This is a genomic window from Kocuria atrinae, from assembly GCF_039531425.1.
In the GTDB taxonomy this organism is placed as follows: domain Bacteria; phylum Actinomycetota; class Actinomycetes; order Actinomycetales; family Micrococcaceae; genus Kocuria; species Kocuria atrinae.
Window position 1 is genome coordinate 76575 of sequence record NZ_BAAAQA010000003.1, and the last position, 25033, is coordinate 101607.

Annotated in this window: 25 protein-coding genes, 1 tRNA gene and 1 riboswitch; of the genes, 18 read left to right on the plus strand and 8 right to left on the minus strand. The window is 64.5% G+C overall.

The window, feature by feature from the left end:
- Positions 1 to 122 precede the first annotated feature (122 nt).
- The 3 genes from ABD283_RS02200 (at position 123) to ygfZ (ending at position 2658) form a co-directional block, all read left to right on the plus strand.
- The gene (locus tag ABD283_RS02200; RefSeq protein ID WP_344223435.1) at positions 123 to 731 is read left to right on the plus strand and encodes a hypothetical protein; all 609 of its coding nucleotides are present in this window, start codon (positions 123 to 125) and stop codon (positions 729 to 731) included.
- Positions 732 to 847: 116 nt separating this feature from the next.
- Positions 848 to 1456 (plus strand): nitrobindin family protein, encoded by a 609-nt coding sequence (locus ABD283_RS02205; protein WP_344223436.1) that lies wholly within the window; start codon positions 848 to 850, stop codon positions 1454 to 1456.
- A complete protein-coding gene (gene ygfZ, locus ABD283_RS02210; protein WP_344223437.1) occupies positions 1453 to 2658 on the plus strand; it encodes a CAF17-like 4Fe-4S cluster assembly/insertion protein YgfZ in 1206 nt (401 codons plus the stop codon). The genes ABD283_RS02205 and ygfZ overlap by 4 nt, the downstream gene beginning before the upstream one ends.
- A gap of 146 nt (positions 2659 to 2804) precedes the next feature.
- Here ygfZ and ABD283_RS02215 read toward each other — a convergent pair whose 3' ends face one another.
- Positions 2805 to 3836: a 6-phosphofructokinase gene (locus ABD283_RS02215; protein ID WP_344223438.1), complete on the minus strand. Its 1032-nt coding sequence runs from the start codon at positions 3834 to 3836 to the stop codon at positions 2805 to 2807.
- 183 nt (positions 3837 to 4019) lie between these two features.
- Between ABD283_RS02215 and ppk2 the strand changes: the two genes are divergently transcribed.
- A complete protein-coding gene (gene ppk2 / locus ABD283_RS02220; RefSeq protein WP_344223439.1) occupies positions 4020 to 4931 on the plus strand; it encodes a polyphosphate kinase 2 in 912 nt (303 codons plus the stop codon).
- 75 nt (positions 4932 to 5006) lie between these two features.
- On the opposite strand, the gene ABD283_RS02225 is transcribed toward ppk2, so the two are convergent.
- Together ABD283_RS02225 and ABD283_RS02230 are read right to left on the minus strand one after the other, a co-directional pair.
- Positions 5007 to 5393 (minus strand): hypothetical protein, encoded by a 387-nt coding sequence (locus ABD283_RS02225; protein ID WP_344223440.1) that lies wholly within the window; start codon positions 5391 to 5393, stop codon positions 5007 to 5009.
- Positions 5394 to 6602, minus strand: a complete 1209-nt coding sequence (locus ABD283_RS02230) for a pyridoxal phosphate-dependent aminotransferase (protein WP_344223441.1) — start codon at positions 6600 to 6602, stop codon at positions 5394 to 5396.
- A gap of 242 nt (positions 6603 to 6844) precedes the next feature.
- Here ABD283_RS02230 and ABD283_RS02235 point away from each other — a divergent pair.
- The 6 genes from ABD283_RS02235 to ABD283_RS02260 all read left to right on the plus strand — a co-directional run bounded on the left by ABD283_RS02235 (position 6845) and on the right by ABD283_RS02260 (position 10849).
- Positions 6845 to 6917, plus strand: a tRNA-Trp gene (locus tag ABD283_RS02235).
- A gap of 61 nt (positions 6918 to 6978) precedes the next feature.
- Positions 6979 to 7242, plus strand: coding sequence for a preprotein translocase subunit SecE (gene secE, locus ABD283_RS02240; RefSeq protein ID WP_344223442.1), 264 nt, complete (start codon positions 6979 to 6981; stop codon positions 7240 to 7242).
- A gap of 46 nt (positions 7243 to 7288) precedes the next feature.
- Positions 7289 to 8128 (plus strand): transcription termination/antitermination protein NusG, encoded by an 840-nt coding sequence (gene nusG / locus ABD283_RS02245; RefSeq protein WP_344223443.1) that lies wholly within the window; start codon positions 7289 to 7291, stop codon positions 8126 to 8128.
- A gap of 135 nt (positions 8129 to 8263) precedes the next feature.
- Positions 8264 to 8692, plus strand: a complete 429-nt coding sequence (rplK, locus tag ABD283_RS02250; RefSeq protein WP_016995820.1) for a 50S ribosomal protein L11 — start codon at positions 8264 to 8266, stop codon at positions 8690 to 8692.
- 90 nt (positions 8693 to 8782) lie between these two features.
- Entirely contained in the window at positions 8783 to 9493 is a 711-nt protein-coding gene (gene rplA, locus ABD283_RS02255) for a 50S ribosomal protein L1 (RefSeq protein ID WP_344223444.1), read from the plus strand.
- Positions 9494 to 9694: 201 nt separating this feature from the next.
- Positions 9695 to 10849: a GNAT family N-acetyltransferase gene (locus ABD283_RS02260; protein ID WP_344223445.1), complete on the plus strand. Its 1155-nt coding sequence runs from the start codon at positions 9695 to 9697 to the stop codon at positions 10847 to 10849.
- Between the two features lie 59 nt (positions 10850 to 10908).
- Here ABD283_RS02260 and ABD283_RS02265 read toward each other — a convergent pair whose 3' ends face one another.
- Genes ABD283_RS02265 through moaA form a run of 3 tightly spaced genes read right to left on the minus strand, consistent with a single transcriptional unit; the run spans position 10909 to position 13550 of the window.
- On the minus strand, positions 10909 to 12210 hold the full coding sequence (locus ABD283_RS02265; protein WP_344223446.1) for a molybdopterin molybdotransferase MoeA: 1302 nt from the start codon (positions 12208 to 12210) through the stop codon (positions 10909 to 10911).
- The gene (locus tag ABD283_RS02270; RefSeq protein ID WP_344223447.1) at positions 12203 to 12466 is read right to left on the minus strand and encodes a MoaD/ThiS family protein; all 264 of its coding nucleotides are present in this window, start codon (positions 12464 to 12466) and stop codon (positions 12203 to 12205) included. Before ABD283_RS02270 ends, ABD283_RS02265 begins: the two co-directional genes overlap by 8 nt.
- Positions 12467 to 12473: 7 nt before the next feature.
- The gene (moaA, locus tag ABD283_RS02275; protein WP_344223448.1) at positions 12474 to 13550 is read right to left on the minus strand and encodes a GTP 3',8-cyclase MoaA; all 1077 of its coding nucleotides are present in this window, start codon (positions 13548 to 13550) and stop codon (positions 12474 to 12476) included.
- 44 nt (positions 13551 to 13594) lie between these two features.
- Here moaA and ABD283_RS02280 point away from each other — a divergent pair, with 44 nt between their 5' ends.
- The 8 genes from ABD283_RS02280 to gcvT all read left to right on the plus strand — a co-directional run bounded on the left by ABD283_RS02280 (position 13595) and on the right by gcvT (position 23181).
- Complete coding sequence (locus ABD283_RS02280; protein WP_344223449.1) at positions 13595 to 14890, plus strand: molybdopterin molybdotransferase MoeA; 1296 nt, start codon at positions 13595 to 13597, stop codon at positions 14888 to 14890.
- Complete coding sequence (moaC, locus tag ABD283_RS02285; RefSeq protein WP_344223450.1) at positions 14883 to 15365, plus strand: cyclic pyranopterin monophosphate synthase MoaC; 483 nt, start codon at positions 14883 to 14885, stop codon at positions 15363 to 15365. Before ABD283_RS02280 ends, moaC begins: the two co-directional genes overlap by 8 nt.
- Positions 15362 to 16507 carry a molybdenum cofactor biosynthesis protein MoaE gene (locus ABD283_RS02290; RefSeq protein WP_344223451.1) on the plus strand — a complete coding sequence of 382 codons (1146 nt, stop codon included), beginning with the start codon at positions 15362 to 15364 and terminating at the stop codon, positions 16505 to 16507. Before moaC ends, ABD283_RS02290 begins: the two co-directional genes overlap by 4 nt.
- A gap of 6 nt (positions 16508 to 16513) precedes the next feature.
- Entirely contained in the window at positions 16514 to 17347 is an 834-nt protein-coding gene (gene fdhD, locus ABD283_RS02295) for a formate dehydrogenase accessory sulfurtransferase FdhD (protein ID WP_344223452.1), read from the plus strand.
- Between the two features lie 319 nt (positions 17348 to 17666).
- The gene (gene rplJ / locus ABD283_RS02300) at positions 17667 to 18200 is read left to right on the plus strand and encodes a 50S ribosomal protein L10 (RefSeq protein WP_344223453.1); all 534 of its coding nucleotides are present in this window, start codon (positions 17667 to 17669) and stop codon (positions 18198 to 18200) included.
- Positions 18201 to 18326: 126 nt separating this feature from the next.
- Positions 18327 to 18713, plus strand: coding sequence for a 50S ribosomal protein L7/L12 (rplL, locus tag ABD283_RS02305; protein ID WP_344223455.1), 387 nt, complete (start codon positions 18327 to 18329; stop codon positions 18711 to 18713).
- Positions 18714 to 18865: 152 nt separating this feature from the next.
- Positions 18866 to 18969, plus strand: a riboswitch (glycine riboswitch).
- A gap of 169 nt (positions 18970 to 19138) precedes the next feature.
- Positions 19139 to 22036, plus strand: coding sequence for an aminomethyl-transferring glycine dehydrogenase (gene gcvP / locus ABD283_RS02310; RefSeq protein WP_344223456.1), 2898 nt, complete (start codon positions 19139 to 19141; stop codon positions 22034 to 22036).
- Positions 22036 to 23181 carry a glycine cleavage system aminomethyltransferase GcvT gene (gcvT, locus tag ABD283_RS02315; protein ID WP_344223457.1) on the plus strand — a complete coding sequence of 382 codons (1146 nt, stop codon included), beginning with the start codon at positions 22036 to 22038 and terminating at the stop codon, positions 23179 to 23181. The genes gcvP and gcvT overlap by 1 nt, the downstream gene beginning before the upstream one ends.
- A 197-nt stretch (positions 23182 to 23378) precedes the next feature.
- Here gcvT and ABD283_RS02320 read toward each other — a convergent pair whose 3' ends face one another.
- Together ABD283_RS02320 and ABD283_RS02325 are read right to left on the minus strand one after the other, a co-directional pair.
- Positions 23379 to 23549: a CDGSH iron-sulfur domain-containing protein gene (locus ABD283_RS02320; RefSeq protein ID WP_344223458.1), complete on the minus strand. Its 171-nt coding sequence runs from the start codon at positions 23547 to 23549 to the stop codon at positions 23379 to 23381.
- Positions 23550 to 23761: 212 nt separating this feature from the next.
- Entirely contained in the window at positions 23762 to 24763 is a 1002-nt protein-coding gene (locus tag ABD283_RS02325; protein WP_344223459.1) for an iron-containing redox enzyme family protein, read from the minus strand.
- Positions 24764 to 25033 lie beyond the last annotated feature (270 nt).

Sequence of the window (25033 nt, forward strand, 5' to 3'; positions counted from 1 at the left end):
CTTTCGACGCGGCGGTGGACCGTGGGGCCGGTTCACGGCCGCGCGGTAACCGGCTACCAGGGGAAGGGCGGTTAGGGTGAAGACAGAAAGCTTTCCCTTATGACCGCGCGCGAAGGACACCCATGAGATACGCAAGGATCATCGGCGCAGCCGTCCTATCGCTAATTCTCGCGCTCGTAGCCAGTGTGTTGGGCGGCTGGCTTCCGTTGATCGTGTCCGTGGCCATGGCAGTGGTTATCGCGGTGGGCTGGCCAGCGGCCACGGGAATCAACGCGCGGCGTAGACACAACGTGATCATCGCGGCGGCCGGCGTGATCGCCTGCTCACTCGTGACCTTTGTTCCGGACCAGCAACTGATCTGGTTGCCGGCGGTGGTGGGAGTGGCTTTCATGGCCGTGTGCGTGGCCGAACTGGTGCGCGGTGAAGGCGCCAAGGGCCGCCTCGAGTCCACCTTGGCATCCGTGACAGGAGTGCTGGCCGCGGTCAGTGCCTCGGGCTGGATCGGCCTGGGGCACGTGGAGGAACTGTACGGACTGGGAACCTGGGTCACCGTGGCGGGTGTGGGCCTGCCGCTGGCTCTGATCATTGGCGTGGTGGGTGTGCGAATCATCTCCGCAGCCCCGGCCACCCCCCAACGGCGAGGACTGCTGACACTGGGCGTAACACCCGTTGCATTACTCGGCGTGGCAGCGCTTTTCGCCGGACGGGTCCTGGGCTCCGTGGTAGCTTAGAGCCATGCTTGCACTCGAAATCTTTTACCTCGTCCTGTTGGTTCTGGCCGGTCTCGCAATCGGCGGTATTGCTCTGAAGGTCATCACCGGCCTCTTCAAGGGCCAGCTCTAAATCCATGCCCGTAGAGATCCCCACCAATCTCACTCCGGAGCTCGTGCCGTTTGCATGGCTCCTGGGAACCTGGGAGGGTGACGGCTTCGTCGGTTACGGAGACGCCGAACAGCGCGCGTTCCGGCAGCGGGTCACGTTCGAGCAGCACGGTCTGCCGTACGTGGTGTACCGGGCCCAGACCACGCTCCTCAATGAAGAGGGCGAACCCCAACGCGAAGCCACTTACGAACAGGGCTTCTGGGAACTGGCTCGTCCCCGTGAAGAGGGGGACCTCGGTCCTGGAATGTTGCCTCCGGATCCCGTTCCGGTACTGAAGACCGCTGAGGACGTTGAGGCGCTCCGCAATGCGGATGGCGGCTTCGACATTTCTGTGTCCATGCTGCACCCCGGCGGAATCGCCGAACTGTACCTGGGTCAAATCAAGGGCCCTCGCGTTGATTTGGCCACCGACGCCGTGATGCGTGCCCAGGGTTCCAAGGAATACGCCTCGGGAACCAGGCTCTACGGACTGGTCAATGGGAATCTCATGTGGGCCTGGGACATGGCCGCCAACGGTCAGGAACTGGCCACGCACGCCTCCGCTGAACTGAAAAAGGTTGATTCGCAACAGTGACTTCCGCTGAATCCTCGTACCGATCCATTCTTCTCTCGCGCCCCGGCGCGGTAGAAGCAGAAGGCCTGGACGAGGGGGTGGCAGGCCACTACGGCGATCCCGTTCCCGAGCAGCGCGCATTGGCGCGTGGCACCGGATACGTGGATCAGTCCCAGCGCGGCGTGATCACCGTGACCGGCGCAGACCGTCTCACGTGGCTCACCACGCTGTCGTCCCAGGTGCTCACGGGGCTCAAGCCCGGGCAGAGCACCGAAACAATGTTCCTCAGTATCCAGGGCAGGGTCGAGTTCGCTCCCCATGCCGTGGATGACGGAACCACCACGTGGCTCATCGCCGAATCGCAGGAAGCGCCCGGGCTGGCCGCGTGGCTCGACTCCATGCGTTTCGCCCTGCGTGTCGAGGTCGCGGACGTCAGCGACCAGTGGGCGATTATCGCGGCCACCAAGGATCTGAGCTCGGAACTGTCGGCCGCATCGGAAGGTGCACGGGCGGCGTCGTCCCCCGTGGCCGTCTGGCGCGATCCCTGGCCCGAAATTTCTCCCGGCGGCTACGCCTACAGCATGGAACCGGAACATCCCGGCCTGGAGCGTCCGTGGTTCGAGCACGTGATCCCCATGGCAGATCTGGACTCCGCGGCGGCGGCTCTGGACGAACAAGGATTTACGCCGGCGGGATCTTGGGCCGCTGAGGCTTTGCGCATTGCCGCGTGGCGGCCGCGCTGGGGTGCGGAGACGGACGTCAAGACGATTCCCCATGAACTCGACTGGATGCGCACCGCGGTGCACCTCTCCAAGGGCTGCTACAAGGGTCAGGAAACCGTGGCCCGCGTGCACAATCTGGGGCACCCGCCGCGCCGACTCACCTTCCTGGACCTGGACGGTTCCCAGCACACGCTGCCGGCAGCCGGAGCGGAAGTCTTCCTCAACGACAAGAAGGTCGGGCACGTGACCTCCGCACGGTTACATCACGAGGCCGGCCCCATTGCGCTGGCGGTGCTCAAGCGGAACGTGGATCCTAGGGCAGACCTGCTCGTGCGTGACACCGTGGCGGAGAATTCGGAGCAAGAAGGCACCGATAACAATGGCGCGGTCGAGCAATGGGCTGCTGCACAGACCGTGGTGGTCCAACCTGACGCCGGTTCGGTGGTGGGGCGACCCAAGGACCTCATGCGGGGCCCGCGCGACGGCGGGATGCGCCTTTAAAATTTGACGGGGACAGAAGTGCGGCGGATCAGGAAGCTTCCTGATCCGCCGCACTTCGTAGTGAGCGTCGTTCGTGGCCGAGTGAGGATGCGCGGACGCGCGCTCGATCGCATCGCGTCCCCGCGCCCGCCGACGCCGTGGAGCGGCTACCGGCCGAACAACACCTTGGCCTCTTCGTAACGCTCCCGAGGGACCGTCTTGAGTCCGTCGAGGGCCTCGCTGAAGTCCACGCGAACCACGTCCGTGCCACGCAGGGCACACATTTTGCCCCACTCGTGATCGGCGGCCATGCTCGCGGCTGCCATGCCCAGGCGGGTAGCGAGCACGCGGTCGAAACCGGTCGGTGCGCCACCGCGCTGGATGTGGCCGAGCGTGGTGTTACGGGTCTCGATACCCGTGATTTCCTCGATCTGCTGGGTCACGAAGTCACCAGCGCCACCCAGGCGAGGCCGGCCGGAGGCTTCCTGCCCCTTACCCGCGATCGCCTCGTCGTAGCCCTCGGGAATGAATCCCTCGGCCACGACCACCAGCGGTGAACGGCCGCGGTCGTAGACCTCCTTGGCCCACTCGGAGACCTGCTCCATGGACTCGCGGTGCTCCGGAATGAGAATGGCGTGCGCACCCGCCGCCATGCCGGAGTGCAGTGCAATCCAGCCCACGTGGCGGCCCATGACCTCGGCCACCATGCACCGGTGGTGGGATTCGCCGGTGGTACGCAACCTGTCCATGGCGTCGGTAGCGATGGATACCGCGGTGTCGAAACCGAACGTGTAGTCCGTGGCCTTCAAATCGTTGTCAATGGTCTTGGGAACTCCCACCACGGGAAGTCCCGCGTCCGCAAGCCGTTTGGCGCCCGCCAGAGTGCCCTCGCCACCGATGGCTACGATGGCGTCGATGTTGTTGGCCTCCAGCACCTTGGCGATGTTCTCCGGCCCGCCGTTGGGGCCGTCGAACGGGTTGGTGCGAGAGGTGCCCAGGATGGTGCCACCCTGGCGCGCCAGTCCGCGAACGCTTTGGCGGGGGAGCTCCATGATGTCGCCTTCGACCACACCGCGCCAGCCGTCACGGAAACCCACGAACTCGTGGTCGTAGGACTTGATTCCGTGCAGGACAGCACCGCGGATCACGGCGTTCAGTCCGGGGCAGTCTCCACCGCTCGTCATTAGGCCAATTCTCATGCGTGCTTCAGCGCTCCTCGGTGATCGAGTATCGAACCTTCCCCCGCCAGTCTAGTGAGTCCGGGTTGCTGCGGTTGAAGGCCGGTACCGCGCCGTGTTCAACAGTCGTTAACCGCGCCAACTAGGATTGATTTGGAGACGTACACAGGGTGCCGTTCGCGGCACAGGCCACTAGGAGGACACATGAGCCCGCAGCAAGAACCGGCACGGGAGAACCTCCGCGAGTTCATCGACAAACTTGTGGAACAGGGGTACACGGTTCGTGACGGGCAGTCCCCGGACCCGGACCTCATCGATCCTGGTGGAAGCGCCGTGGAGACGTGGCGCGAGGGCTACCCGTACGACGAGCGCATGTCCCGCGAGGATTACGAACTCGAGAAGTATCAACTTCAGATCGAGCTGCTCAAATTCCAGTACTGGGGCCAGGACAACGATCTCAAGCACGTGATCGTGTTCGAGGGGCGCGATGCAGCCGGCAAGGGCGGCACCATCAAACGTTTCACCGAGCACCTCAATCCGCGTGCCGCCCGTACCGTTGCGCTGAACAAGCCCTCCGATCGTGAACAGGGGCAGTGGTATTTCCAGCGCTACATCCAGCACCTGCCCACCAACGGCGAAATCGTGCTGTTCGACCGCTCCTGGTACAACCGTGCCAACGTTGAGCGCGTCATGGGTTTCTGCACGGATGAGGAATACGAGAGCTTCATGGAGCAGGCTCCCACGTTCGAGCAGATGCTCGTTGATGCGGGGATTCACCTCACCAAGTTCTGGTTCTCGGTGACCCAGCACGAACAGCGCACCCGTTTCGCGATCCGTCAGATCGACCCCGTGCGTCGCTGGAAGCTCTCGCCCATGGACCTCGCGTCGCTGGATCGCTGGGAGGATTACACCGTGGCCAAGGAGGAAACTTTCCGCCGCACGGACACGGATCACGCCCCGTGGATCACCATCAAGTCCAATGACAAGAAGCGAGCTCGGCTCAATGCCATGCGCTACTTCCTCAACCAGTTCGACTACGAGGACAAGGACACCTCGGTGGTGTACCCGCCGGATCCGTTGATCGTCCGCCGCGGTCGTGACGCAGTGGACGACTGACGGTTCAGACCCGGCCGACATAAATATGGACCCGCACCAACGTGGTGCGGGTCCATATTTTTTCGTTGCGCTGCGTCAGGCGATCTCGTTGAGCTCTTCCTCGGCGCGGGCAAAGTTGTGGCGGTCCACCAGGAACCACGAGGCCGCCGAGTTCACGGCCGCCACGGTGAGCACGGAGGGCCACGCCCCGATCTTCTTGGCCAACGGGTGGGACAGCCCGAAGCCCGCCAGGTACAGCACACTCAGGCCCGCGGTGGTGGCGGGCCCGGCGGACTTGTACCAGGTGCGTCCGGCCATCACGCCGTCTGCCAGGAGAGCCACGCCGCCGAGAGCTCGGATTTTGGTCAGGCGGGCCACGGCGTAACCGCCGATCAAGCCGCTGGCCACCACGGCAGAGCTGGGCATCTCCACGGGGGAGGGCAGCCGTTGGTCCACGTAGTGCAGGGTTTCCTTGAGGTTCATCTACTTCGCTCCCAGTACTTTCTGTAGGCGGGACAGTCCCTCGGCGAGATCGTCGTCTCCCAAGGCGTAGGACAGGCGCAGGTAGCCGGACGGGCCAAATGCTTCACCCGGCACCACGGCCACCTCGGCCCGCTCTAGGATCATTTCGGCGAGTTCGGCGCTGGTCTGCGGTGTGACGCCGTCGAACTCCCTGCCCAGCAGCGCGGTCACGTCAGGGTAGGCGTAGAACGCGCCGGTGGGGGTGGGACAGACCACGCCGTCGATGGCGTTGAGCCCGTCCACGATGGCACGACGACGGCGATCGAAGGCCTCGCGCATGTCGCTCACCTGATCCATGGGCCCGTTCAGGGCGGCCAAGGCCGCACGCTGGGCCACGTTGTTCACGTTGGAGCTCAGGTGTGACTGCAAGTTGGCAGCGGCCTTGATGATGTCCTTGGGGGCGACCATCCACCCCACGCGCCAACCGGTCATGGCGTAGGTCTTGGCCACGCCGTTGAGCAGGATCAAATTCTCGTGAAGATCGGGGGCGGCCTGGGCGATCGAGGTGAATTCCACACCGTCGTAGGTCAGGTGCTGGTAGATTTCGTCGCTGATCACGAAGATGCCCTTGGAAGCAGCCCACTCGCCCACCGCCTTGGTCTCTTCGGCGCTGTACACCGAACCCGTGGGGTTGGACGGTGAGCAGAAGAGAAGGGCTTTGGTGTTCTCCGTGTAGGCGGCCTCGAGCTGATCCGGAGTGACCTTGTAGTCCTGGTCAGCCCCGGCGAAAACCTCGATGGGGTGACCACCGGCCAGGCGGATGGCCTCGGGGTAGGTGGTCCAGTAGGGAGCGGGCAGCAGGACGTCGTCGCCCTCGTCCACCACTGTCTGGAATGCCTCGTACACCGCTTGCTTGCCACCGTTGGTGACCAGCACCTGGGATGGTTCTACGCTCCAGCCGCAATCGCGAGCGGTGGCGTCGGCAATTGCCTGACGCAGCTCGGGGAGGCCGGCGGCCGGAGAATATCGGAAGTTCTTGGGGTCCTTGAGGGCCTCGGCCGCCGCCTCGACAATGTAGTCAGGGGTCGAGAAGTCGGGTTCACCCGCGCCAAAGCCGATGACGGGCCGCCCCTCGGCCTTGAGCGCCTTGGCCTTGGCATCCACCGCGAGGGTCGCGGACTCGGCGATTGCGCCGATCTTGCGGGAAATTCGCTGCTGAGCTGGGGGCATGGTGGTCAACTCTCCTCGGTTCTGTGACGGCGTCCGCCCTGACTGCGCAGCCAGTAGGCGCTCACCTTCAGTTTAGGCGTGCCCACGCGTGCTTTGCACAGAGCTGGCCGTGCGCGTACCATTGATTGTTGGTGCGTTTACTTTCGCACGCCTGGATTCGGAGTCTGGTCCGGACCCAACGGGCGAAGGTGGTAAGCTCATGCACCGTGTTCGTGGTCTTGTGTGAACAAGCCGCAAACTGAAGGGCAGTGGCGCAATTGGTAGCGCAGCGGTCTCCAAAACCGCAGGTTGCAGGTTCGAGTCCTGTCTGCCCTGCTTCAGACCTACAACGGCACCTAAACCACCGCCGGGAACCAATCCACGCAGGGGAGAGCCGATGTCGCACACCGTTACCGGAGAAACCTCGGACCAACCCGCTGGATCAAATCAGCAGCGGGGCTTTTTTGGTCGCATCTGGTTGTTCATTCGACAGGTCATCGGCGAGCTCAAGAAGGTCGTTGCACCCTCGCGCCGCGAACTCGTCAATTTCGTACTGGTTGTGCTGGTCTTCGTGGCCTTCATGATGTTGCTGATCTCCCTTTTGGACCTGGGCTTCGGCCAGGTAGCCATCTGGGTGTTCGGCAACGGCGACCAGGTCTAAGACCACACCACATCTTCTAGCCGTCCATAGAAAGCAGGAATCTCCAGTGACCGACCACGAGCTCGAAAACGAAGCCGCTGAGGCAGTGCAGCCCGAGTCCGCATCCGCGGATGCTGCGCAGTCAGAGGCTGCCGAGAGCGTGTCCGCCACTTCCGATGAGGCTGAGCAGGCCCCGGCTGAGAACGAGACCGCTGACACCGAGCAGCCCGAGTCCGCGGACACGGACGAGACTGCCGAGGCGCAGGACGCCGAGGACGAGGTGGACCCCGTCGAGGAGTTCAAGGCCAAGCTGCGTCGTCAAGAAGGCGACTGGTTCGTGATTCACACCTACGCCGGTTACGAGAACCGCGTGAAGACCAACCTCGAGACCCGCATCCAGTCCCTCAACATGGAAGAGGACATCTTCCAGATCGAGGTTCCCATGGAGGAGGTCGTGGAGATCAAGAACGCTCAGCGCAAGACCGTGCGACGCGTTCGTATCCCCGGCTACGTGCTGGTCCGTATGAACCTCACCGACGCTTCCTGGGGCGCCGTCCGCCACACGCCGGGTGTTACCGGATTCGTGGGTCAGGACGCCTACAACCCCGTGCCGCTGCGCATGGACGAAGTGTTCGAGATGCTGGCACCCGTGTTCGAGACCCCGGAGAAGGCCAAGGGCCTGTCCGAGACCTCCGGTGGCGGTGCTGCTTCCGGCGCTGCAGAGCCCGCGATCACCGTGGACTTCGAGGTCGGCGAGTCCGTGATCGTCAAGGAAGGCCCGTTCGAGACCCTTCCCGCCACGATTTCCGAGATCAAGGTGGAATCCCAGCAGCTCGTGGTGCTGGTGTCCATCTTCGAGCGTGAAACCCCGGTCACCCTGGGCTTCCACCAGGTCTCGAAGATCTGATCTCACCCCTAGTTTTCGGACACCCCCGGATGAGCTTTGGTCCGGGGCGTTTCCGTTCGGTCACCGCGCCACGGTGACCACCCGCCGTCGTACGCTCCTGTGCGGCGGTACGCACAGCAAGCAAAGGACCATCACATGGCTCCCAAGAAGAAGGTCGCAGGCCTGATCAAGCTGCAGATCCAGGCAGGTGCCGCTAACCCGGCTCCTCCCGTGGGTCCCGCACTCGGTCAGCACGGCGTCAACATCATGGAATTCTGCAAGGCCTACAACGCGGCCACGGAATCCCAGCGCGGCAACATCGTGCCGGTGGAAATCACCGTGTACGAAGACCGTTCGTTCACTTTCATCACCAAGACCCCGCCGGCTGCTCAGCTGATCAAGAAGGCCGCAGGCGTTGCCAAGGGCTCCGGTGTGCCCCACACCAACAAGGTCGGCAAGATCACCATGGACCAGGTCCGTGAAATTGCCGAGACCAAGAAGGAAGACCTCAACGCCAACGATGTCGAGGCTGCTGCCAAGATCATCGCCGGCACTGCCCGTTCCATGGGCATCGAGGTTGCCTGAGCGCTCTAGCTAGCTCTCAGTACCAGACATTTCCCCGTGGCAGGGCCGAGCGCGGTCCGCAGACCACAACTGCACAAGGAGAACAAGCAGATGGCAAAGCGCAGCAAGGCATACCAGGCGGCTGCCGCCAAGATCGAAGAGGGCAAGTTCTACGCCCCCGCCGAGGCAGTCGCCCTGGCCAAGGAATTGGCCGAAGGCAGCAAGTCCGACCCGACCGTTGAGGTCGCCATGCGTTTGGGTGTTGACCCCCGCAAGGCTGACCAGATGGTTCGCGGCACCGTGAACCTGCCGCACGGCACCGGTAAGACCGCCCGCGTGGTCGTCTTCGCAACCGGTGACAAGGCTGCCGCTGCTGAAGCAGCCGGCGCCGACTACGTTGGTTCCGACGACCTGATCGCCAAGGTTCAGGACGGCTGGGTGGACTTCGACGCCGCCGTGGCCACCCCGGACATGATGGGCAAGGTCGGTCGTCTGGGTAAGGTGCTGGGTCCTCGTAACCTGATGCCGAACCCCAAGACCGGCACCGTGACCATGGACGTGGCCAAGGCTGTTGGCGACATCAAGGGCGGCAAGATCGACTTTCGTGTCGACAAGCACTCCAACTTGCACTTCATCATCGGCAAGGCGTCTTTCGACACCCAGAAGCTGGCCGAGAACTACGGCGCTGCTCTGGAAGAGGTGCTTCGTTTGAAGCCGTCCGCTTCCAAGGGCCGTTACATCACCAAGGCCACCGTGGCCACCACGTTCGGCCCGGGCGTCCCCGTGGACCCGAACGCCACCGAGGTGACCAGCGAGGCATGATCCTCGTTCGTGCCCGCTGAGGCACGGTTGATGCTATGAGACGGAAGGGCTCGGACCACTTGTGGCCGGGCCCTCCTGTCTTGCCCGAAGCCGCAGCGGTAAACTAAACAGTGAACTTGCTATTCCTATCGGCGGCAACGGTGCATGATCGATAGTGGGCAGGTCCGTTCCGAACAGCTCGGAACGCGGAAGGAGTTCCCCGTGAGTCAGACATCAGCGCTTGCCATTGAGCTGATGCGTATCCCTGACGGTTTTGATCAGGCGGCGCAGGAGCAGTTGGGCCAGGTGGCGGCCCTGGTGCAGTCCTCGAGGCAATACGTGTGGGGTACCGCGGAGCTCAGTAATGATGCGCACGATATTTTTCGGGATCTCAAGGACCCCTACGAGCGCGTCAACATCCTCTGTGCCTATATGGATGGTCGCTTGGTCGGCCGCGCGGAGGTTCGTATGCCGCTTATCTCCGAGACCGATATCGCGCAGATCGTGGTGGACGTGGATCCGGATGAGCTGTCCGAGGGGATTGGGCGCTCTTTGCTGTCCGCCGCGGAGCAGCTTGCCTACGGTGAGTCCCGGCGCGTGATCCGTCTGGTCACCGAACACCCGGCGTCCGAGCTGAAGGCTCCCGCGGGGCCCGGCGACGGTAGCGTCATGGGTGGCGAGACCAGCGGCGTGGGTGTCCAGTGGATCGACGCCGCGGACGGTTCCGGCAAACTGCCCGCGAGCCACCGGCAGACACGCTTTGCAGAACACGCCGGCTATGAACTTCAGACCGTGAGCAGTTTTGCGCTCTTGGACGTGCCGTTGCCACAGGAACGCGTCGAGTCGATCGAGCGTTCGCTGGAAGAGGTTCCGTTCACCGAGCGCTACGCGTTGCACACGTGGGTGGACTCGGCGCCGGAAGAACTGTTGGAGCCGCTTGCCCGATTGCACGCCAGGCTGCCCAGCGATTCCTTCGTCAAGCCCATCGTGAGTGATCCTGACCCGTGGGATGCTGAGCGCGTTCGTCGTACGGAGCGTCTCCGCGAGGAAGACGGCGATCGGTCCCTCATGGCCGTGGCCGAGGACCGGGAGAATGGCGAACTCGTGGGGATGACTGAACTCATTCTGGCGCAGCACCGACCCACGTTGGCACTCCAGGACGAAACCCTGGTGATCCGCGAGCATCGCGGGCGTCGGTTGGGAATGCGTTTGAAAATGGCCAATCTGAAGCAGCTCACCGAGGTGCAGCCGGAAGTCGAGACTGTTTACTCATGGACCCACACGGGCAACGACCGGATGAATTGGGTCAACGCGCAACTGGGTTTCCAGGACGCAGGTCAGTCCGCTGTCTGGCTGCGGGACTTCAGGGCCAACTGACCCTAGTTCCGAAGGGAGAGTCTGCCGGCAGAGATCTGACCCGGCCCGACGAGCGCGGGCTATGGGTTGTCCGTCACCAAGTCAGGTTTACCGGCAACGGGTTTCCAGGGCAGGGCCAGGGCTTCTGCACGCGCACCGGCGACCAGACCTTCGACCGGCACGCTCAGTAGTGCGTCTGCGCGGGACAGGCCGCGCAGCATGTTGGCACCGATGTCCCGGCACGGTGACCACGCGCCGTCGGCGTGCTGGAAGGCCGGCACCAACCGTTCGCGGCGCGCCCCCTGGATGTCGTGGGCGATCCGCACTGCGTGCGAGGTGGGTGCCGGCTGGCCCAGCATGCCCCGTAGGAATGGCACGGCCAACACTGTCAGTGCGGTAAAAGCCGCGAGGGGGTTACCGGGCAGGGCGAGGATCGCGGTGCCCGCAGGGTGAGCGGCGAATAACGTGGGATGGCCGGGCTGCAGATCCAACTCATCGATAATGGGTGTTGCGTGACGTTCCAGGTGTGCTCGCACGTGATCGGCGCGGGAGCGAGCAGTGCCGCCGGTGGTCACGATGAAGGGCACACCTTCTGCCACCGCACGTTCGACGGCCGCCGCGAAGGCGTCAGCCTCATCGGGTATGCGATGCACTGAATCCTGATCCACCCGCGCGCCCAAACCGGCAAGGATGGGTGGCAGAGACGGTGAAAACGCATCACGCACGAACCCGGGGGCCGGGATTCCCGATCCCTGTACCTCTGACCCCGTGAGCAGGAGTCGGACGGCGGGGGCCGGAACTATCGGCAGCTCGTCCACCCCGGCTACAGCCGCGAACGCAACGTCCGCTGGGCTCAACACGGTTCCGGCGGTCAGAATCGTCTCACCGGAGCCACACTCGGTGCCTGCGGGCCGGGCATGCCGACCTTCGAGTTCAGAATGCGGACGGGATCGGTCGAAGCGCAATTCCGCGCCGGAACGCAGGGCGTACTCGTCCCGGATGATGGTGTCGGATCCCGTGGGGATGACACCGCCGGTCACCACCGGCACCGCCTCGCCCCGGGCCAATTCGAGGTCTGCAGTGGAAGCGGCATCGTGCAGAGACGTGTCTGCGGTAACCACCCGCCACGGGCCGGGCCCGCGCACCGCGTAACCATCCATGGCACTGGACGCGTAGTGGGGCACGGGACACAGGGCGTGGACGTCGCGGGCCAGTGTGGCGCCCACGGCGTCACTGAGCGAAACGGAGGTTTCTTCGGATCGTGCAGCGGCCAGGGCTGCCCCTAGATCGTAGGCGAGCTGCTGCGCCTGTCCGCGGCGCGCATGGCGGGCCGGCGTCAGACTGTTCCACCAGTAGGGGTGGGCCGTGAGGGCCTCAGCCACCGGCAAAAGGCGGCAGGACATCCACCGTTGCGGCGGGGGCGATCGTGGATTCCGGGTCCTTATGGGCCACGCCATTGACCAGCCAGGAACATTGGGGCAGCACCTGCGCCAGCGTCTTCTCACCCTCGGGAGCCACGGGGTGCAGGTTGGTGAGTACTTGTTGAAGCTCCGAACGGGTCATGGTCGTGTCCGCGGAGACGTCTTCCTGCTCGGTGCCTGCGGACGCGGCGGCGGCCGCGAAATAACGAACGAGCACTGCTCTGTCAGCCTCCAATGGCGCTCATGCTGCGGTCGGGTTGGACGTAATCCTCGGAGTCGAGACCCGTGTGATCCATGCCGTGGGCTCGGGGTTTCACCCACATGGCGGCCCGCCAGCGCTGGGCGATGTCCTGGTCCGTGGCGTCCGAACGCAGGAGCTGCATCAGGTCCGTCTCGTGGTGGGAGAACAGGCACGAGCGCACTCTGCCCTCCGCAGTGATGCGGGTGCGCGTGCAGTCCGCGCAGAACGGTTCGGTGACAGAAGCGATGATGCCCACCGTGCCGAGCACCTCAGTGCCGCCGCGTTCGCGCACGAGCATCTTTTCGGCCGGTGCACCGTTGCGCGGGTCCAGGTCCGCACTGAGATCGAAGTGTTCGGAGAGGTGTTCGCGGATCTCCGCGGCGGTCACCATGTTGGTGCGGGTCCAGCCGTGATCTGCGTCGAGCGGCATCTGCTCGATGAAGCGCAGTGAACAGTCATGCACGAGAGCCCAGCGCAGTAGTTCTGGTGCTTCACGGTCGTTGACTCCGCGCATCAAGACGGCATTGAGCTTCACCGGGGACAGACCTGCCTCCTGTGCCGCGGCCACGCCCGCAAGGGCATCGCTGAGTTTGTTGCGGCGCGCGAGCTGCTTGTACGTCTCGGCGCACAGGGTGTCCAGGGAGACATTGACGCGAGTCATCCCTGCAGCCACGAGACCCTCAGCGCGTTGGGCCAGACCGATCCCGTTGGTCGTCATGGAAACCGGGAAGTCCGGTAGCGCTTTGGTCACTGCGGCCACGATCTCTTCGAGATCGGGGCGAATCAGTGGTTCGCCTCCGGTGAGCCGCAGTTCCTTGACGCCGAATTCCTCCGCGGCAATACGCGTAAGCCGCACGATTTCTTCCGTGGTCATCAGGGAGGACTTGGACAGCCAGTCCATTCCCTCCGCGGGCATGCAGTAGGTACACCGCAGATTACATTTATCCGTGATGGAGATGCGCAGGTCCGTGGCCACGCGCCCAAACCGATCCACCAGGGGCCCCTGATCGGGCACGCCCTTGGTCGGTAGCGCTTGTGGAATACCGAGGAATACGGACATGGGCCCAGTCTAAGGCGTCTGTCCAGCCCCCTTAGAGTAGGGACATGAGCCGCAGTATCGAAGAGCACGCAGCGTCAGTTCGGGCCACGATCGCCCGCGGGTACGACGCCGCCACGGCTCGTCTCGAGCTTCCGCTGGCCCGCGCGCGCGGGGCCGTTCTAGCGCGCGATCTGTTGGCCCCGATTTCGCTGCCTCCCTTCACGAATTCGCAAATGGACGGGTTTGCCGTGCGCACAGCGGATCTTCGTGCAACGGGGGACGAGGCATTCACGCTGCCGGTTTCGGCAACGCAGGCTGCCGGGGCCCCACCGACCACTCTCGCCCCGGGTACCGCCGTGGCTGTCATGACCGGCGCTGCCCTGCCCGCAGGTGCCGATGCGGTGGTCCCCGTGGAGCGGGTGAGTCCCTCTTCCTTCGACACCGATCGCATCACCATCACGAGGGAGAGCGCGGCCGGCGTGCTCCCCGGAACATACGTGCGAGCGCAGGGTAGCGACGTCGAACGGGGGTCTGTCGCTCTGTCCGCGGGTACCGTCCTGGGCGCTGCAGCGCTGGGGGCGTGCGCCGCACTCGGTCTGGACGGCGCAGCCACGGTGAGTGTGCGTCAAGGCCCCTCGGTTCTGGTGGTCACCGGTGGCGATGAAGTACTCACGGCCGGGCAGCCGCTGAAACCGGGAGCCATTTACGACGCCAATGGGCCTCTGCTCGAATCGTGGCTCGAGGAAGCGGGCGCTTCCGCAGTGACCACACTCAGCGTCACGGATGCCCCGGATGAATTCTCACGGCGACTGAGAGCGGCCGTGGACGGTGAAGCTCCACACTTGATCGTGACGAGCGGGGGGATCAGCGCCGGTGCCTTCGAGGTGGTGCGATTGACCTTGGAACGTGAAGCGCAGATGTGGTTCGGTCACGTGGCCATGCAGCCGGGCGGACCTCAGGGCTGCGGCCACTACCGGGGCGTGCCGGTGGTCTGTTTACCCGGGAACCCGGTCAGCAGCTGGGTGTCGTGCGAGATGTTCCTGCGACCGGCGCTCGCCCAGGTGTGGGGGTCCTGCGTTCCACCACGCTGGGCCTCCGCGGTCCTCACCGACCCGGTGCGTGGCCTGACCGGCCGCAGCCAGCTGCGGCGTGGCCTGCTTGAAGCGGGCGACGACGCCGCTCGGGAACCTGCGGTGCGCTGCGTCGGGGGAGCGTCGTCGCACCTGCTGATGTCAGCCGCACGCGCTAGCGTGTTGCTTCGGATCCCCGCGGGAGATCAGGAGTTCCCGGCGGGGACACGCGTGGACATTCTGCCCGTCAGCGGCGGGACGATCATCGGACAGGAGACGGCCAATGAGTGACAACCAAGACCGGTTGACGCATGTGCGCGAGGACGGCACGGCGCACATGGTGGATGTGAGCGAGAAAGCCGTGACCTCCCGGGAAGCCACGGCAGTGGCGGAAGTCATCACCCGAGCGGACGTGGTGGAGCTCCTGTCCAGTGGCGATCTTCCCAAGGGAGATGCCCTGGCCGTGGCACGAATTGCGGGCATCATGGCCGCCAAACGCACCCCCGACCTGATTCCGCTGTGCCACCCGTTGCCGCTGTCCAAGGTCACGGTGGATCTGGTCCCGGGACAGGACCGGGTGCACATCAGCGCCACGGTCAAGACCCGAGGGGTCACCGGTGTCGAAATGGAAGCGTTGACGGCCGCCAGCGTTGCGGGTCTCACGCTGTACGACATGATCAAGGCCGTGGACAAAGCAGCCCGGATCACGGGTGTGCAGGTCGTGGCCAAGTCCGGCGGCAAGAGCGGCGATTGGAGTAGACAGTGATTGAGACGCGCGCGGCCAAGGACCACGGATCGCACCGGGACGAATCTCACGGACTGCACCTGAGAGGCCGCCGCGCCGTGGTGATGATCGTGTCGTCATCGGCCGCACGCGGCGAGGCCCAAGACCTGTGCGGTCCCGTTCTGCACGAATGGCTGACCGGGTTGGGCCTCACCGTGGACCCCGTTCGGGTGATCCCGGATGGTCCGCAGGTCGAGGAAACCCTGCGGGAACTCACGGAACGAACACCGCAGGCCGAACGCCCCAGATTTATTGTGACCAGCGGTGGCACCGGTTTGAACTCGGATGACATCACCCCGGAGACAACCGCGCGAATCCTGGAGCGTGAATCACCGGGAATCATGCATGCCCTGTGGGCCACGGGGCTCGAGAAGACTCCTACCGCGGTGATGAGCCGCGGCGTGGCCGGGCACACGGGCATGACCTTCGTCGTGAATCTGCCCGGTTCAAAGGGGGGTGTGAAGGACGGTATCTCGGTACTCGAACCGTTGCTGGACCACATCAGCGCCCAGCTGGAAGACGTACACGGGCACGGTGAGGTTCGCGGTGCGGAGGCTGAACGGGGAGCCGGTCGCGGAGTTGACCAAGTGACCACCAGCACGGTCGACGCCGGAACAAACCGGGGAACCGGAGAGGGAGCCCTTGGGGGAGCCGAGCGCACACCGGACGGCGACACTGAACGTGCGCCCTCGGCGTCGTCGTGCGTGCTGCATGCCCGGGTGACTCAGGAGCGCTTGGACCCGGCGCGTGCCCAGGCGGCCGTGATGGCGGCCGATTGTGGTGCCGTGGTGGGCTTCAGCGGCGTGATTCGAGATCACGACGGCGGCCGATCGGGCGTCACCGGACTCGAATACAGTGCTCACCCTGATGCGAATGCCGTGATCGCGGCGGTCGCGGAGGAAATCGTCGAGGAGTATCCGGGGGTGCGGATCTGGACCGAGCACCGGATCGGAGCCCTGAGGGTGGGCGACAGCGCCCTGGAAGCGGCGGTGGCCTCGGCTCACCGCAAGGAAGCCTTTGCCGCGTGCGACGCGCTGGTGGATCGCATCAAATTGCGTGTGCCCATTTGGAAACGCCAGACCTACACGGACGGAACCCACTCCTGGGTCGGGCTGGACGGATAACTCCACATGGTCAGCAGAATAGTGGTCCCGACTCGGGTGCGGAGGCTGTCGGCGGACGGTGAGGAATTCACCGGCCCGGACAAGCTCGCGGGCGAAGAACCCCTGGAGATCCGGATCAACGGCGAACAGTTCACCGTGACCATGAGGACTCCCGGACACGATTTCGAGCTGGTCCCCGGATACCTACTGAGTGAAGCCGTGGTCCAGCAGATGGAGCACATTGCGGGGATGGACTACAGCTCCGGGGTGGATCAGGACGGGCACCGTACCTACAACGTGATTGATGTGAGACTTGCCCCGGGTGCGCGGGGCCCCAAGAAGGGCACCACACGTAACGTCTACACCTCATCATCGTGCGGCGTGTGCGGGACCTCTTCCATGGAAGAAATCGTCAAGCCCAGTTCGTACCCGCTGCCGCCGGTGCGTCCGGTCATGAGGGCGCAGCGCCTTGTGCAGTTGCCCGATGAACTGCGCGAGCAGCAGAGAGTCTTCGATGCGACCGGCGGGGTCCACGCTGCGGGATTGTTCCTGGACTCATCAGCCGAGCCGCTCGTGGTCCGGGAGGACGTGGGGCGTCATAACGCAGTGGACAAAGTCATCGGCTGGGCCATGCACCAGGACCGGCTTCCGCTCAACGACTGCGTGCTGCAGGTATCCGCGCGTGCCTCGTTCGAACTGGTCAGCAAGGCAGCGATGGCCGGCATCCCGGTGCTCTCGGCAGTCAGCGCACCCTCGGCGCTCGCGGTGAAGCACGGCCGTGAGCACGGTGTGACCGTGGTGGGTTTCAACCGCCGGGGAACGTGCAACGTGTACACGCACCCGGAACGAATCACGGAGTAGCCAAGCGCCGCGCCATGAGAAAGATCGGCGGCCAGGCGGGTGCGCCCACGATTTGGCACGGTTCAAATCCTTCGGGTACATTAGTGCGTACCTAAGACCGCCGGTCATCACGCATGCGCGAGCACGCGGGATCGAAGAGTTCTCCGGAGACGGAGAGCGGCCAGCGCAGGTGAACCAGCACGAATCTTTTCAACAGCGTCTCGCGGTGTGAACCGTTTGCGTTGTGCATCAGGTCGAGCCCCGGGCATCTGCGCGGGGCTTTTTTGTGTTCCGACTCGGACCACGAGAATCCGGCATACACAAGCAAGGAAGGAGCACCATGGCGAATCCTGAAAAGGCTGCCGCGGTTGCGGAGTTGAAGGAATACTTCTCCAACTCGCACGCTGCCGTCCTGACGGAGTACCGCGGGCTCACCGTGGCTCAGCTGAAGACGCTGCGCCGCACGCTCGGTGAGAACGCTGAATACGCCGTGGTGAAGAACACGCTGACCGCAATTGCGGCCAAGGAAGTCGGCATCGACGCGTTCGAGGGCCAGCTCAACGGCCCCTCGGCTATCGCGTTCATCTCGGGTGACCCTGTCGAAGCTGCCAAGAGCTTGCGTGACTTCGCCAAGGACAACCCGGAGCTGATCGTCAAGGGCGGTTACCTTGACGGTGTCGCAATGGACGAAGCGGAGATCAAGAAGCTTGCGGACCTCGAGTCCCGCGAGGTTCTGCTGGCCAAGGTTGCAGGCGCTGCCAAGGCGTCGCTGTCCAAGGCCGCATCGCTGTTCCAGGCCCCGCTGTCCAAGACCGTGCGCACCGCGGAAGCGCTGCGCGCCAAGGTCGAGGAACAGGGCGAGAACGCCGCCTGATCCCTCACGGGATCCCCTGGGTTTCGGGTTCCGGCTCCGGCCGGGAAAACCCGTGTTCTATCACCACGCAAAACCTCGTCGGTGCCCGCGCGTATCGACAACCACGTAAAAGAAGGAGCCAACACCATGGCTAAGCTGACCACCGAAGAATTGATCGAGGCTTTCAAGGAGCTCTCCCTCATCGAGCTGTCCGAGTTCGTCAAGGCCTTCGAGGAGACCTTCGACGTTACCGCTGCTGCCCCCGTGGCCGTGGCCGGTGGCGCTCCCGCAGCCGGCGGCGAAGCTGCTGCTGAGGAAGAGAAGACCGAGTTCGACGTCGTTCTGGAATCCGCTGGCGACAAGAAGATCCAGGTCATCAAGGAAGTTCGTGCCCTGACCTCCCTGGGCCTGAAAGAAGCCAAGGACCTCGTGGACGGCGCTCCCAAGCCCGTTCTGGAAGGTGCCAACAAGGAGACCGCCGACAAGGCCAAGGAATCCCTCGAGGCTGCCGGCGCTACCGTCACCCTCAAGTAATTCCCTGCGCTTCGAGCGCACATTCTCCTGCGTATCGTGACCCGAAAGGGTTGGCTGTCGCGAGAATATCTTGCAGAGCCCCGCATCGAATTTGATGCGGGGCTCTGTGCTGTCCGGGGTTGTGCGAAACTAGGACTGACCATCTTGGCCGTCACAGTGCGGCGGGAGAGCATGGCGGGTGTGCTTGCACCGCGTCATCGCCGAAGGAGCAAACCCTCCCCGGGAATCTCTCAGGCACCCGTACCGCCGCACCAGGCCACTCTGAAGAGCTCATTCGTGGCCTCGTGCCACGGAGAAGCACCGACGGGGCAGGCGGATGTGTACGAACTTGGTGCGCACCCGCGAAATCTCTCAGGTTGACGTACAGAGCGGGGAGGACCTCACCGGGACTTAGCACGCCCTCAAGTAACCCAGGAGACCCTCTCATGTCTTTCCTGCCCCGCCACATCGGCCCCGGCGCCGATGACGTCACCACCATGCTCAGCGCCGTGGGCGTGGACAGCCTCGATCAGTTGATCGACCGGGCCGTCCCCGAGAGCATCCGATTCCGCGACATCCTGGACCTGCCTGCGCCCCTCGACGAGACTGAAGCGCTGGCGGCCATCCGAAGGATCGCGGGCAAGAACACCGTGATGCGCCAAATGATCGGTCAGGGGTACTTCGATACCGTGACCCCCGCCGCGATCCGCCGCAACATCCTGGAAAACCCGGGTTTCTACACCTCCTACACTCCTTACCAGCCGGAGATTTCGCAGGGCCGCCTGGAACTGCTTTTGACCTTCCAGAACGCCGTGATCGACCTGACCGGCATGGAGGTCGCCAACGCCTCGCTGCTGGACGAGTCCTCCGCCGTGGCCGAGGCCGTCCTGATGATGCGTCGCGCCAACCGCAAGTCCCGTAGCGCCCGCGTGATCGTGGACAGTCGTTCGCTGCCGCAGACACTCGCGATTCTCACCGGCCGTACTCGCGCCGCCGGCATCGAGCTGGTCATCGCAGATCTGAGCGCCGACGACGCCGCGGCCACCTTGGCCTCGGACGGGGACTTCTTCGGGGTGGTCGTCGCGCAGATCGGCGCGGACGGTGATGTCATCGACCCCACTTCCGTGATTGAGGCCGCCCACGAGGCCGGCGCGCTTGCCACCGTGAGCACCGACCTGCTGGCCCTGACCACGCTGCAGAGCCCTGGTTCGGCAGGAGCCGATGTTGCCGTGGGTTCCGCCCAGCGCTTTGGTGTGCCCCTGTTCTACGGAGGCCCGCACGCTGCCTTCATGGCCTCGCGCAAGGGCACGGAACGTTCGATGCCCGGTCGCATCGTGGGCGTGTCCACGGATTCCTCCGGAGCTCCGGCCTACCGCTTGGCCTTACAGACCCGCGAACAGCACATCCGTCGTGAAAAGGCGACTTCGAACATCTGTACCGCCCAGGCGTTGCTTGCCATTGTGGCCGCCGCATATGCGGTGTACCACGGCCCCGCCAAGTTGCGTGAACTCGCTGAGCGACTGCACGGACTGGCCACGGTCTTTGCCGAGGGGCTTCGTGAGCGCGGAATCTCGGTGACTCACGAGCGGTTCTTCGACACCGTGACCTTCTCGGTCGAGGGCAAAGCGGATGCGATCTTGGCTGCCGCCGCCGAACGCGGCATCAACCTGCGCCGCGTGGACCAGGACACCGTGGGCGTGAGTTTCGGCGAGTCCCACACCGGTGAGGACGTCGAGGACGTGCTGGCGGCGGTGTCCGAGGCATGCAACATCGGAGAGAACGTGGAGCCCAGCTCCGACCTCCTGGACGGAGTTCCGGAAGAGTGGCACCGCACGGACGAGTACATGACTCACCCGGTGTTCCACACCCACCGCTCGGAGACCTCCCTTATGCGTTGGCTGCGTCAGCTGGCAGACAAGGACCTGGCGCTGGACCGCACCATGATCCCGCTGGGCTCGTGCACCATGAAGCTCAACGCCGCAGCTGAGATGGAACCCATTTCGTGGCCCGAGTTCGCCAATATCCACCCGCTGGCCCCGCAGAACCAGGCACAGGGATGGCAGGAACTGATCGAGCAGCTCGAGGGCTGGCTCGCGGAAATCACCGGTTACGCCGCGGTGTCCGTGCAGCCCAACGCGGGTTCGCAGGGTGAGCTGGCCGGTTTGCTGGCTATCCGCCGCTACCAGGTGGACCGCGGGGAAACCCAGCGGAAAACCATCCTGATTCCCTCCTCTGCCCACGGCACCAATGCGGCGTCGGCAGTGCTGGCGGATCTGAAGGTCGTGGTGGTAGCTACCGCCGCGGACGGGTTGATCGATCACGAGGACCTCAAGGCCAAGATTGAATCCGTGGGTGATGAACTCGCGGGCATCATGGTCACGTATCCCTCGACCCACGGTGTGTACGACACTGATATTTCCATGGTCTGCGAAGCCGTCCACGAGGCAGGCGGTCAGGTCTACGTGGATGGTGCCAACCTCAATGCGCTGATGGGTCTGGCCCGTCCGGGCAAGTTCGGCGGAGACGTCTCCCACCTGAACCTGCACAAGACCTTCTGCATCCCGCACGGCGGTGGTGGACCCGGCGTGGGCCCCGTGGCCGTGGCCGAGCACCTGGTGCCGTACCTGCCGGGTAACGCGGTGGAGGCCAAGCTCGATGAGCGCGGCGCGGGCTTCCCCGTGTCGCAGGCCCCCTTCGGCTCGGCCGGTGTTCTGCCGATCACCTGGATGTACATCGCCATGACTGGCGCGGAGGGCCTCACCGAGTCCACCCGCACGGCCGTGCTGAGCGCCAACTACATTTCCCGCTCGCTCTCGGACGTGTTCCCCACGCTGTACTCCGGCGACGGCGGTCTGGTCGCCCACGAGTGCATCCTGGACCTGCGTCCCATGACCAAGGCGTCCGGGGTCACCGCGGAGGACGTGTGCAAGCGTCTGGTCGACTTCGGTTTCCACGCACCCACCCTGGCCTTCCCTGTCGCGGGCACGCTCATGGTGGAACCCACCGAGTCCGAGTCCCTGGAAGAGCTGGACCGTTTCATCGAGGCCATGCGCACCATCCATGCAGAGATGCAGGAGATCGCGGACGGCAAGGTTGAACTCGCCGATTCTGTGGTGCGCAACGCCCCGCACACCGCACAGGTGCTCACCGCCGACGAGTGGGACCGTTCGTACCCGCGCTCGCAGGCGGCGTACCCGGTGCCCTCGCTGCGTCGCGTGAAGTACTGGTCCCCCGTGGGCCGTGTGGACAACGCCGCGGGCGACCGCAACCTGGTGTGCTCGTGCCCGCCGATTGAGGCGTTCGACGCCGCCTACGCCGCCGCTGCCGCGGGGGAGGAGAACTGATGAGCGAGAAGAAAACTGCCCTGCACGCCGCGCATGAAGAACTGGGTGCCCGGTTCACCGACTTCGGTGGCTGGTCCATGCCGGTGCGTTACGCCAGCGATACCGCAGAGCACCACGCGGTGCGCCGCGGTGCTGGAATCTTCGATCTCTCCCACATGGGAGAGGTGGAGGTCTCCGGTCCCCAGGTCGGCGCATTCCTGGATTTCGCTCTGGTGGGAGTGCTGTCCGCGGTCTCCGTGGGCCGTGCCAAATACTCGGTGATCGTGGACGCGGATGGTCGAGTGCTCGATGACCTGATCACGTATCGGCTCGCGGACGACCGCTACCTGGTGGTCCCCAATGCGGGTAATCAGGAAGTGGTCGTGGGGGAGCTGACGGCTCGTGCCGAAGGGTTCGACGTCGCTGTGACTGACCAGGGTGCCGAAACGTCCTTGATCGCCGTGCAGGGGCCCCGGGCCTTGGAGGTGCTCAAGGCCACGGAATTGGACCCGAGCGACGTCGTCGAAAATCTCAAGTACTACGCCGCAGCACCTGCGCGGTGCGCTGGAGTGGACGTTCTGGCTGCGCGCACCGGGTACACCGGCGAGGACGGTTTTGAGCTGTACTGCAGCAATCAGGATGCCCCGGCGTTGTGGGCCGCGCTGCTGGACACAGCGGGGGAGCTGTCCTCGGAAGACGCTCCCGTGTCCGCCGCCGGACTGGCTGCGCGCGACTCCCTGCGCCTCGAGGCAGGTATGCCGCTGTACGGGCACGAGCTGTCCACGGAGATCACCCCCGCCGAAGCAGGTTTGGGCAAACTCGTAGAAATCGCGCTGCGCAAGAAGGGCGAAGCAGGCACTGACACAGTGGGCCGCGAGGCCCTCGCCGCAGTGGTCGAGTCTTCGCCCGAGCGCACCTTGGTGGGGCTGGAAGGTCTGGGCCGCAAACCGATCCGCGCTGACTACACCGTGGTCTCCGGTGGGGAGACCGTGGGCGTGGTGACCAGCGGTCTGCCCTCGCCCACGCTGGGCAAGCCCATTGCCATGGCGTTGGTGGCCGCGGACGCTCTGGACCGCATCGCCGATGGTGACGTGAGTGTTCAGGACGCCCGCGGCCGCGAGATCGAAGTCCAGCAGACCGAGATGCCGTTCTACAAACGCGGCTGACCCGCGCTCCAGACGCAGTGTTCAGCGCAGGCTGAACCGACTCCGGGCCGGGTACCTCGATCGAGGTACCCGGCCCGGAGTGTTTTTCGGATTCGAGGTTGTACGTCAGGGTCTGAACAATTCACTTGCCAGTGCTCACTGGCCACTTCTCGCTGGCAGGTGGTCAGGAGAGGGCCCCGGAGTTCAGCCCCGGGTGGTCAGTCCCTGTCCTTCCGGGGCATGAAGGCCCGTACCTTGGCCAGTTTGTGGGAGCCATCGCAGTGCGGGGCGATGCTGGTCATCCCGCAGCGGCACAGGGCAATGACGTTGCGCTCGGGAGGTAGCGGTTCCGCTCCGGGGTCCGAGGCCAGCAGGAAATCTCCGCGCACCAACAGGGGGCCCCTGGGGCACACAGTGATCACCGGTGATTCCGCAGAGCCGGGTACTGACCGGGGTTCCGCAGCAACACGGTCCGTCAACGGCTCTGTGTCATCCCGGAGATCTTTCCGAGCGCTGGGCAGTGGCTGCTCCCGCGGGTTAGGGCGACGGGCGCCCTCCGCCTCATGGGGGGAGTGCGTCATGTCATCGGGCAGGTCCGAGCTCATGTGCGGGGTTCCGGGGTGAGCAGCGGCGACCGGCCCGACATCCAGGCCTCGAGCATGTGGTCACCGGCGCGTCCGTCCACGTAGAGGCATGCGGCGGCCCCGAAGAAAATGTCCTCCGTCAGCTGCGGTTCGTCGTCAACCAGGCTGCCCACGAGGTCCCGCGCGGCCAACTGTTCGTGCACGGCGTCGGCCTCGACATGCTCGTCGAAGTACCACGTGACGTCGGGGCCGTACCCGCGTTTGCGGAAGGCATTGCCGTAGTGCTTATTGGGGATCGTCGAGGTCATCTCGAACGCGGATAGGTGGCCCACATTGGCGCCGCGCAAACGACGGTGCAGGCCGAACATGCTGATGAGATTGGTTGAGGCCAGAGTGGAGGCTGGAACCAGGTCGAGGTAGGCGTCCGGGGCGTCGTTCAGGCCGAAGTTGCGCATCGTTCGAGCGAAGATCTCCGAGTGAACCTTGTCCGGGCGGCCGCCACCGTACTCGTCAGCCTGGATTTCCACCATTGCTGCCTTGGCGCGCCCCTGGAGCTTCGGAATGGACCACGTGTGCGGGTCCGCTTCGCGCAGCGTGTAGATAGAGCGCTGAATCAGGAACTCCCGCAGCAGGTCTTCGGTGGCGTTCTTGGCCAACCACATGGCCGTGCTCGGCTTGGCTGCGGGCTGGGTCATCTCGAACATCGCTTCCGCGGCGTCCTCACCGTTGCGGGGGAGCGGGGACGGCAGCTCGACCTCGGCGCGTAATTGTGTCTCGAACCGTTCCTCGATCAGGGTGCGAATCCGGATCAGATCCGGGTTCCACTCCCACTCGCCACGCACGAACTCCGCCGGGCCGTAGTGCAACAGGTACATCAGGAACAGAGTGAGCTGAAGATCTTCGTCTGTGAGGATGTCCTCGCACTCGGCCAACGCCCGATCAACGGCCGTGGCTAATTCGGCAACGAGATCACGGGGATCGTTGTCGCGTATCAAAAGGGAAATCAACGCGGAACTCACCGCTCCTCGGGAAGCCGGAGCAGCGGTTCTTTCCTTGACTGTGGTCACCGATCTCAACTTTCTTCTAACGCAGCGTGCAGGCCCGTCTCCGGTGGATGATCAAGGTGTCACTCTGCTCGTGACGCTGCAGGGGATGAGCCGTCACCACTATAAGGCGGCTTAGCGAGACAGATGCTCTCAGTCGCTGATGACGGCCTGGGAAGACGGTGAACTCGCCTGAATGGCGGCTCGGGAGACATCTAATTAACGCACTAAGAATTAAAGCAACAA

Excerpts from the sequence above, each read along its gene's own strand:
- ABD283_RS02200 (WP_344223435.1), top strand. The coding sequence starts at position 123 with ATGAGATACGCAAGGATCATCGGCGCAGCCGTCCTATCGCTAATTCTC.
- ABD283_RS02205 (WP_344223436.1), top strand. The coding sequence starts at position 848 with ATGCCCGTAGAGATCCCCACCAATCTCACTCCGGAGCTCGTGCCGTTT.
- ABD283_RS02215 (WP_344223438.1), bottom strand. The coding sequence starts at position 3,836 with ATGAGAATTGGCCTAATGACGAGCGGTGGAGACTGCCCCGGACTGAAC.
- ppk2 (WP_344223439.1), top strand. The coding sequence starts at position 4,020 with ATGAGCCCGCAGCAAGAACCGGCACGGGAGAACCTCCGCGAGTTCATC.
- ABD283_RS02225 (WP_344223440.1), bottom strand. The coding sequence starts at position 5,393 with ATGAACCTCAAGGAAACCCTGCACTACGTGGACCAACGGCTGCCCTCC.
- ABD283_RS02230 (WP_344223441.1), bottom strand. The coding sequence starts at position 6,602 with ATGCCCCCAGCTCAGCAGCGAATTTCCCGCAAGATCGGCGCAATCGCC.
- secE (WP_344223442.1), top strand. The coding sequence starts at position 6,979 with ATGTCGCACACCGTTACCGGAGAAACCTCGGACCAACCCGCTGGATCA.
- rplK (WP_016995820.1), top strand. The coding sequence starts at position 8,264 with ATGGCTCCCAAGAAGAAGGTCGCAGGCCTGATCAAGCTGCAGATCCAG.
- rplA (WP_344223444.1), top strand. The coding sequence starts at position 8,783 with ATGGCAAAGCGCAGCAAGGCATACCAGGCGGCTGCCGCCAAGATCGAA.
- moaA (WP_344223448.1), bottom strand. The coding sequence starts at position 13,550 with ATGTCCGTATTCCTCGGTATTCCACAAGCGCTACCGACCAAGGGCGTG.
- ABD283_RS02280 (WP_344223449.1), top strand. The coding sequence starts at position 13,595 with ATGAGCCGCAGTATCGAAGAGCACGCAGCGTCAGTTCGGGCCACGATC.
- moaC (WP_344223450.1), top strand. The coding sequence starts at position 14,883 with ATGAGTGACAACCAAGACCGGTTGACGCATGTGCGCGAGGACGGCACG.
- fdhD (WP_344223452.1), top strand. The coding sequence starts at position 16,514 with ATGGTCAGCAGAATAGTGGTCCCGACTCGGGTGCGGAGGCTGTCGGCG.
- rplJ (WP_344223453.1), top strand. The coding sequence starts at position 17,667 with ATGGCGAATCCTGAAAAGGCTGCCGCGGTTGCGGAGTTGAAGGAATAC.
- rplL (WP_344223455.1), top strand. The coding sequence starts at position 18,327 with ATGGCTAAGCTGACCACCGAAGAATTGATCGAGGCTTTCAAGGAGCTC.
- gcvP (WP_344223456.1), top strand. The coding sequence starts at position 19,139 with ATGTCTTTCCTGCCCCGCCACATCGGCCCCGGCGCCGATGACGTCACC.
- gcvT (WP_344223457.1), top strand. The coding sequence starts at position 22,036 with ATGAGCGAGAAGAAAACTGCCCTGCACGCCGCGCATGAAGAACTGGGT.